This is a genomic window from Arenimonas sp. (genome assembly GCF_044348765.1).
Lineage (GTDB): Bacteria > Pseudomonadota > Gammaproteobacteria > Xanthomonadales > Xanthomonadaceae > Arenimonas.
In genome coordinates, this window is sequence record NZ_JBIKSE010000119.1 from 1 (window position 1) to 6,640 (window position 6,640).

General features: G+C 49.4%; 4 protein-coding genes. All 4 read left to right on the forward strand.

Annotated features, from left to right (window positions below):
• The coding region (locus ACIQ0Q_RS09690) for an MBOAT family O-acyltransferase (protein WP_395772732.1) at positions 1–906 on the forward strand (906 nt) is incomplete at its 5' end.
• A gap of 6 nt (positions 907–912) precedes the next feature.
• Positions 913–1,917, forward strand: coding sequence for a hypothetical protein (locus ACIQ0Q_RS09695; protein WP_395772733.1), 1,005 nt, complete (start codon positions 913–915; stop codon positions 1,915–1,917).
• 117 nt (positions 1,918–2,034) lie between these two features.
• Entirely contained in the window at positions 2,035–5,829 is a 3,795-nt protein-coding gene (locus ACIQ0Q_RS09700) for an Ig-like domain-containing protein (protein ID WP_395772734.1), read from the forward strand.
• A gap of 30 nt (positions 5,830–5,859) precedes the next feature.
• Positions 5,860–6,612, forward strand: coding sequence for an acyltransferase (locus ACIQ0Q_RS09705; protein WP_395772735.1), 753 nt, complete (start codon positions 5,860–5,862; stop codon positions 6,610–6,612).
• The last annotated feature ends 28 nt before the right edge of the window (positions 6,613–6,640 follow it).

The following is a 6,640-nucleotide window of genomic DNA, read 5'->3' on the forward strand; positions in this document are numbered from 1 at the left end:
CATGCCGACTGGATATTCAATCATGTTGCAATGGGTGATGGATTGACATGGTTCAGTGCGTGGATCGGATCGATTGCATATGGTCTCCAGATCTATTTCGATTTTTCAGGGTATTCTGATATGGCGATTGGGTTGGCGGTCATGTTCGCGATCCGATTCCCGATCAATTTTGATTCTCCTTACAAAGCATTGAGCATTAGTGACTTCTGGAAGCGTTGGCACATGAGTCTCACGCGTTTCTTTCGCGATTACCTTTACATTCCGCTCGGAGGTAACCGAGGTGGCTTTTGGATTCAGGCGCGCAACATATTCTTAGTTTTCATGATCAGCGGTCTTTGGCATGGTGCGGGTTGGACATTTGTGATCTGGGGGGCGCTTCATGGATTTTATTTGGCAATACATCTGTCTTGGAAGAGCATGATGAGATGGTTGGGATGGAAACCCAGCGGATATGTGTGGACGACATTAGCATGGTTCCTGACGATGGCTGCTGTAATGCATGCGTGGGTGTTTTTTCGTTCTCATGATGTTGCTTCGGCACTCCGTATGTCGCATGCCATGTTGGGATTTGATGGAATCGCCATACCAGAGCGTTGGGCTAAAATAGCGACAACCATTCCTTTTGCCGGAGAATTTATCCGTGGGATTCCAATACCTAATCCGCCGGTTGGTTGGTTCTGGTTGTGTTTACATTTGGTAGTTTTGTCAGTCATTGTAGTAGCGTTGCCTAATAGTAGAAGGTTGTATTCAAATCAGCGTGAAGGCAGTGATCAATCTGAGATTCAACTTCCTAAAATGAAACGACTTGGAATACAGCACGGTTTGATTGCCGGTATTTTATTGACCGGATTCTTGTACTCGAGGTTCTCGGCAGTTCCGAGCCCGTTCATTTACTTCAATTTTTAATCCTGCATGGGATGCCCTAAAACATTCCTGTGCGCGATTCCTTTCGGCCTCGCTGCCGGTCTTTTGATCTTCATGTCGTTGGTTAGATTGCAGTTGGGCGTGCCGACGTCTTCGTCCGCATGGATCAAGGAAATCATCGATCGCAAGGAAAAGGCCGCAGGTGTGATAGTTCAGCCAAAGCTGGTCCTGCTAGGCGGTTCGTCGACGCTTTTTGGAATTAAGGCGTCTGTGCTCGAATCGGAACTTGGCGTGCCGGTCATCAATTGCGGACTCCATGCGGGCCTTGGCATGGCATGCATATTGCGCGAAGGGAAAAAAATGCTGAGACCTGGGGATACGGTCATGCTTATTCCCGAATACGAGTTGTTGAGTTTTGGTGAGAAAAATCGTCGTGAATGGGCGGCCATCACTTACCTCGATTTCATGCTCTCACGCGATATCGATTACTACTCAGCCCTTCCAATTGACGATCAGATTGAGATCGCATTGATGACTCCTTTGGACCGAATCTTAAGTGGTATCAGAGGTAAATGGTCGCCCGAACAAATCATGCCGGCTTTTGAGTACAATCCCTATGATTCATTGTGGCTTGACGATCATGGAGACATGACAGGCCATCGTGTTGCGCTTCGTCCGGCAGTGTCTGTCGATCGTGATCAGCGTGTCTGTGAAGTTCTTGTAAAAGGCATCTCACCAGATGCCGAGGGATTTGAATTGATTTCTGAATTCAAGCGTTGGGCCAAAGCCAATCGTGTGCGTGTGATGGCTGGATTTCCGAATATGATTCATCGCAAGGAATACGATTCGGGTATGGCTGACAATGTCGAGTCAAAATTGAAACAGTACTTTTTGAAAGAGGAAATCCATGTGGTGGGGGGCATGCGCGAAGTACTTCTGCCCCAAGTCGATTTCTTTGACACTATCTACCACCCTACGGAAGAAGCCTCGATCACTCGAAGCATGAAATTAGCGTTTCAGCTTCGTCCATTGATTGGATTTGTACGCAGGTGAAATGATTTTTCACGCAGGTTTGAACTTACTCGATCGCGTCATTCATTAAACGATCGGCCGCATTCATTATGTGCACAGTTGTGTACATTGATCCGCTTAACAACTCAAAATAATCATATGAAAAAAAGCTGTTGTGCATTGTTGATATCATCCGTTTACCTTTTAGAAGGAAACATTGTTGGTCAGTCTGTGAATGACTGGAAAGCGCTGCGTATTTTACCTGTGGGAGACTCTCTGACTCAAGGGTGCTGTATCGATGTTCAGGGTGGATACCGCGCGCCATTGCGCGCTCTGCTTGGCAATGCCGGTTTTGCATCCGATTTCATTGGTACGCAGGCCGATATCGATCCGGCAATTTCTGACAAGGATCACGAGGGGCATCCTGGCTATTCAATCAGCATGCTGCGTGACGGTATTGGCGTTTGGCTCAAGCAGGCTGGGCAGGCTGATGTGGTGCTGCTTTCAGCGGGGACCGTGGATATATGGACTGGCAACTCGGCTTCGATTTCTTTTGAGCGGCTTAAAGCATTGGTTGAGGACATCAGTTACGAAAGACCTAACACGAAGATCATCGTATCGAATCTGATTCCACGAAATGATGCACTCGATGCGGTTCAAGTTTCCTACAATCAGCAGATACCAGGTTTGGTTGCCGAATTGGCGGCAAAAGGCAGGAATGTGTCATTTCTGGACATGCGAAACAGTGCTTTGCCGGGTGGCGTGATTGGCGCGCAGGACTTGATCGCCGACGGAGTGCATCCGAATCTTAGTGGTTATGTAAAAATGTCTGCCAAATGGCATGCTGCAATTACGGCGGAAATCGACCCGCAAGGCAGCAAAGCCGCTCCTGCCATTGCGGATATCGATGTGCGTGAGGATCTGACGCATATCAATGTGTTTTTCAGCAAACCGATTCGCGATGAGGATTCCGTTCCGGAAAATTTCAGCATCAATGATGGAGTTGCGGTTCTGCAGGCAACGATTGATCCCGTGACAAAACGTTCGGTGCGTCTTACGACCTCGCCGCGAGTTGCGGGTGCGGTTCATGTTCTGGGTGTTTCAGGCGTGCGCGATCGCCGGCCTGAAGGAAACACGATTGCGATAGGATCTCAGCGTTCGTTTGTGACGCCATTGCTGGTTGATGGAAGTTTCGAAAACAACGGTCGGTCATGGGTTAGCGGTGGGGATGTCGCTGTGGTTGACCAATCAGTGTTGCCCGCGACGAATGGCCTTAAATGGGCGCGTTTCTTCTCGGGTGGAAATACTGGCAACGGCAGAATGAGCCAATCATTTGCGACAAGCCCTGGGAATCTGTATCGGGTGGAATTCGATCTTGGAGCGCGCGCAGCAAGTGCTTTGCAGAGAAGCATGAGGATTCGGATTTCCGGTGTGGACGAAATTGTTAGCAAGCTTGAGAACTTGCAGTCGATCAATGGAGGTGATCCAAAATGGTCGAAAAAATCGATTGAATTCACTGCCAATTCAGCAGTCACAACGATTCGCTTTGAGGATGCTTCGGTGGTTGTACCCGGCGCCGAGTTGATGCTCGACGATGTCCGTGTGATGCCGGCTATTAAGTGGAATCTTCTCGTTAACGCGGATCTTCCATCTGCGTTAAATATTCCCATAAATTCGTACATTTCTGGTTCATCTTCGCTGGCTACTGGTGTTTCAAGATCATTTGTCGATGACGACCGTGTCGATTTGACCGCGACAGACCAGGTGGGTGCATATCGTTTTTCTTCTTGGAAGGAGAATGGGACAGTTATTTCAACCTCGCGGACTATTTCATTGCGGATGCAACAGCAAAGAAGCCTCGTGGTAGGCTATGTAGAGAGTCCGATTGCAGGTGGGCCGAGTGTGAGTGATCCCAACAACGTAATCGCAAACAGCGGATTTGAGTCAGGAGCACCGATCGACTTCGGCACGCTCATTAGTTGGGAGGTATTTGGAAATGTTGGCGCTCAACCGGTCGGTTTCACCACAACCGAGCCTGGCTTCAAGCCCGCATATGTGCCTCAAGAAGGCCTTCGCATGGCGTTGTTCAGCGCAGGCAATAATGACTACGGCGGCTCCATGTCCCAAGCATTTGCCACAGTTCCCGGTGCGACTTATTTGGTGAAACTAAAGATGGGTATTGTGACCGAGGCAGCAGGACGTAGGCAAGCGCTTCAAGTTTCCGTCACGGACGATGGTGGAGCATCGATTCTTTCACGCGTCGAAACCATCGTATCGCCCGGTAACGGCACAACATGGATGGACTTCAGCGCATCATTTGTGGCCGCTGGCACCCAAACACGAATCAATTTGTCTGACCAATCGGAAATCTTCCCGATTAACCAAAGCTATAACTCGGATCTTTTGATCGATGGCGTATCAGTGACCGTTCAAAAATCCGGCAGCAATCCTCCTACTGCGAATCCACAGGTTGTATCGGTGTCTCAAGATGACTTTGTTCCGATTACCCTGATCGCTCAGGACCAGGATCCTGGCAATGTTTTGACTTACCGAGTCGTATCCGGCCCTTCACACGGGACCATTGGTGGTGCGCCTCCCAATATTGTGTACACTCCTACTGCAGGGTATCTTGGCTCGGATTCATTTTCCTTCGCTGCAAGTGATGGATTTTCTGAATCGGCGCCCGCGGTTGTAGGCATCGATGTGAAGAGTGCAGAACCCATGGCTAATGGCGGTTTTGAGCTGGGTGATGTGGCGGATTTTGGAACCGTTGATGGTTGGAGAGCCGGAGGTAAAAGCGGATCTCTGCCAACAGGCTATACAAGGAGCGCTCAGGGTTTGATCCCATCCTATTCGCCGAGTGAAGGAAATCGAATGCTGGTTTTCAGTGCTGGGAACAATGATTTTGGCGGAAGTGTAACCCAAAGATTTGCAACGGTAGCGGGGCAGAAATACCAGGTCATGTATGACATGGGAGTGGTATCGGAGGCAGCTGGACGCCAACAGGCGCTTGCTGTGATCCTTTATGGCCGTTCATCATTACCTTTGATCAATCGCACAGAAGTCATTCAAGCCGCAGGGGCATACAGTTCATGGGTGCCGAAAGTTCATGAGTTTGTTGCAGATGGTCCGAATGTACTTCTCGCATTTGTTGATCAATCGGGCAGCTATGCGCCATCCTCGACCAGCAATACGGATCTTCTCTTGGATAATGTGAGAATTGTGGCGGTGCCCGAGCCAGGTGTTATTCCAACTGCGCAGGCACAATCCGTCGAATTGGTTCAAAACGGTGCTTTGCCGATCGTGTTGATGGGGGCGGCGGGTATGGCAGGATCGCAACCGGTATTTCAAGTCACCTCGGCGCCATTGTACGGTGTCTTGACTGGCAATGCGCCGAATCTTGTCTATACTCCGAACGCTGGTTTCAGTGGTGCCGATAAGTTTGAATTTGTGGTGATTGACGGATCAGAACAGTCGCAACCCGCAATAGTATCGATCAATGTGATCAAGAAAATTTTCAAATTTGATCAGTGGATAGCTTCATTTGGTACGAGTGGCGTATTGGATGCAAACCCCGACAAGGATTCCATTGTGAATGGAACAGAATACGTGTTAGGAACCAATCCTGTTAAGAAAACAGGTTCAACATTCCTTCCAAAATCCAGAGTTACTAATGCGGATCCGGATGGTGATGGCAAAAAAAGCCGATATTTGGTGTTTTCATACCGCAGAACCCAAGCCTCTGCGAGTGATCCGGATGTGGCAATATTGGTAGAATGGAGAGCCAGTGCAAAAGAGGGATGGAAGAATGTCGCCTCCGAGTCCGGCGTGATTGTGAAAAACCAGGCCAATAGGTTCGCAGGGGGAGTCGATCTCGTCAGTGTGCACATTCCAAGAACGATTACCAAGAGTTCAAAAATTTTCACGCGCCTACGCGTTGTGTCCAAACAGTGATCCTTGGATTCGATACATTGATCATAGGAAATGGACATTCGATATGTATGGAGGCGAATGGTTAGGTTGTTTTATCGCAGATGGATCGCATTCTGGGTGGGGCAATCAGGTTTGGGCGTAGGTGGTCGTTTGGCTGCGAGGATTGCCTGCCTGGGAACACTTCCGTTTCACCACCGCTCCCATTTTGCGAATCATAGTTCCAAGGGATTCTTTGCGCCTACGGTGGTGATTTCCAATCCTGAAACCTCGATTGGTAAACATGTGTATCTCGGTGATCGTGTGATGATCACGAGAAACACAGCAGGGGGGGGGGTGAAGCTTGGCGACCGGGTTCATCTTTATGGAGATAGTTGCTTTGAGACTGGACTGGGGGCAAACATCCATATCGGCCAGGGCACGCACATACAGCCCGGATGCAGAATTCATGCGTTCATCTCCGATATCACAATCGGGAGCCATGTTGAGATCGCTCCAAATTGTGCCTTTTACAGTTATGACCATGGCATGATGGTGGGCAAGCCGATCATGGATCAGCCTCTTACCAGCAAAGGTCGCATTGTGGTGGGCGAAGGTGCGTGGATCGGGCATGGTGTTGCTGTCCTGCAAGGGGTGCGAATTGGAGCGGGTGCCATCATCGGCGCGGGTGCGGTGGTCATTGATGACATCCCGGAGAATGCCATTGCAGTTGGTGTTCCAGCTCGAGTGGTTGGCTATCGGCCCGGGGTTCAAGAGGACGGCTTCTCCAAATCGGATGCGCGCAAAATTAGCGCCATCGTATTGTAATCAATTTACAAAATAAAAAACATATGAA

Coding starts and splice junctions, on each gene's coding strand:
- ACIQ0Q_RS09695 (WP_395772733.1), top strand. CDS start 913: ATGGGATGCCCTAAAACATTCCTGTGCGCGATTCCTTTCGGCCTCGCT.
- ACIQ0Q_RS09700 (WP_395772734.1), top strand. CDS start 2,035: ATGAAAAAAAGCTGTTGTGCATTGTTGATATCATCCGTTTACCTTTTA.
- ACIQ0Q_RS09705 (WP_395772735.1), top strand. CDS start 5,860: ATGGACATTCGATATGTATGGAGGCGAATGGTTAGGTTGTTTTATCGC.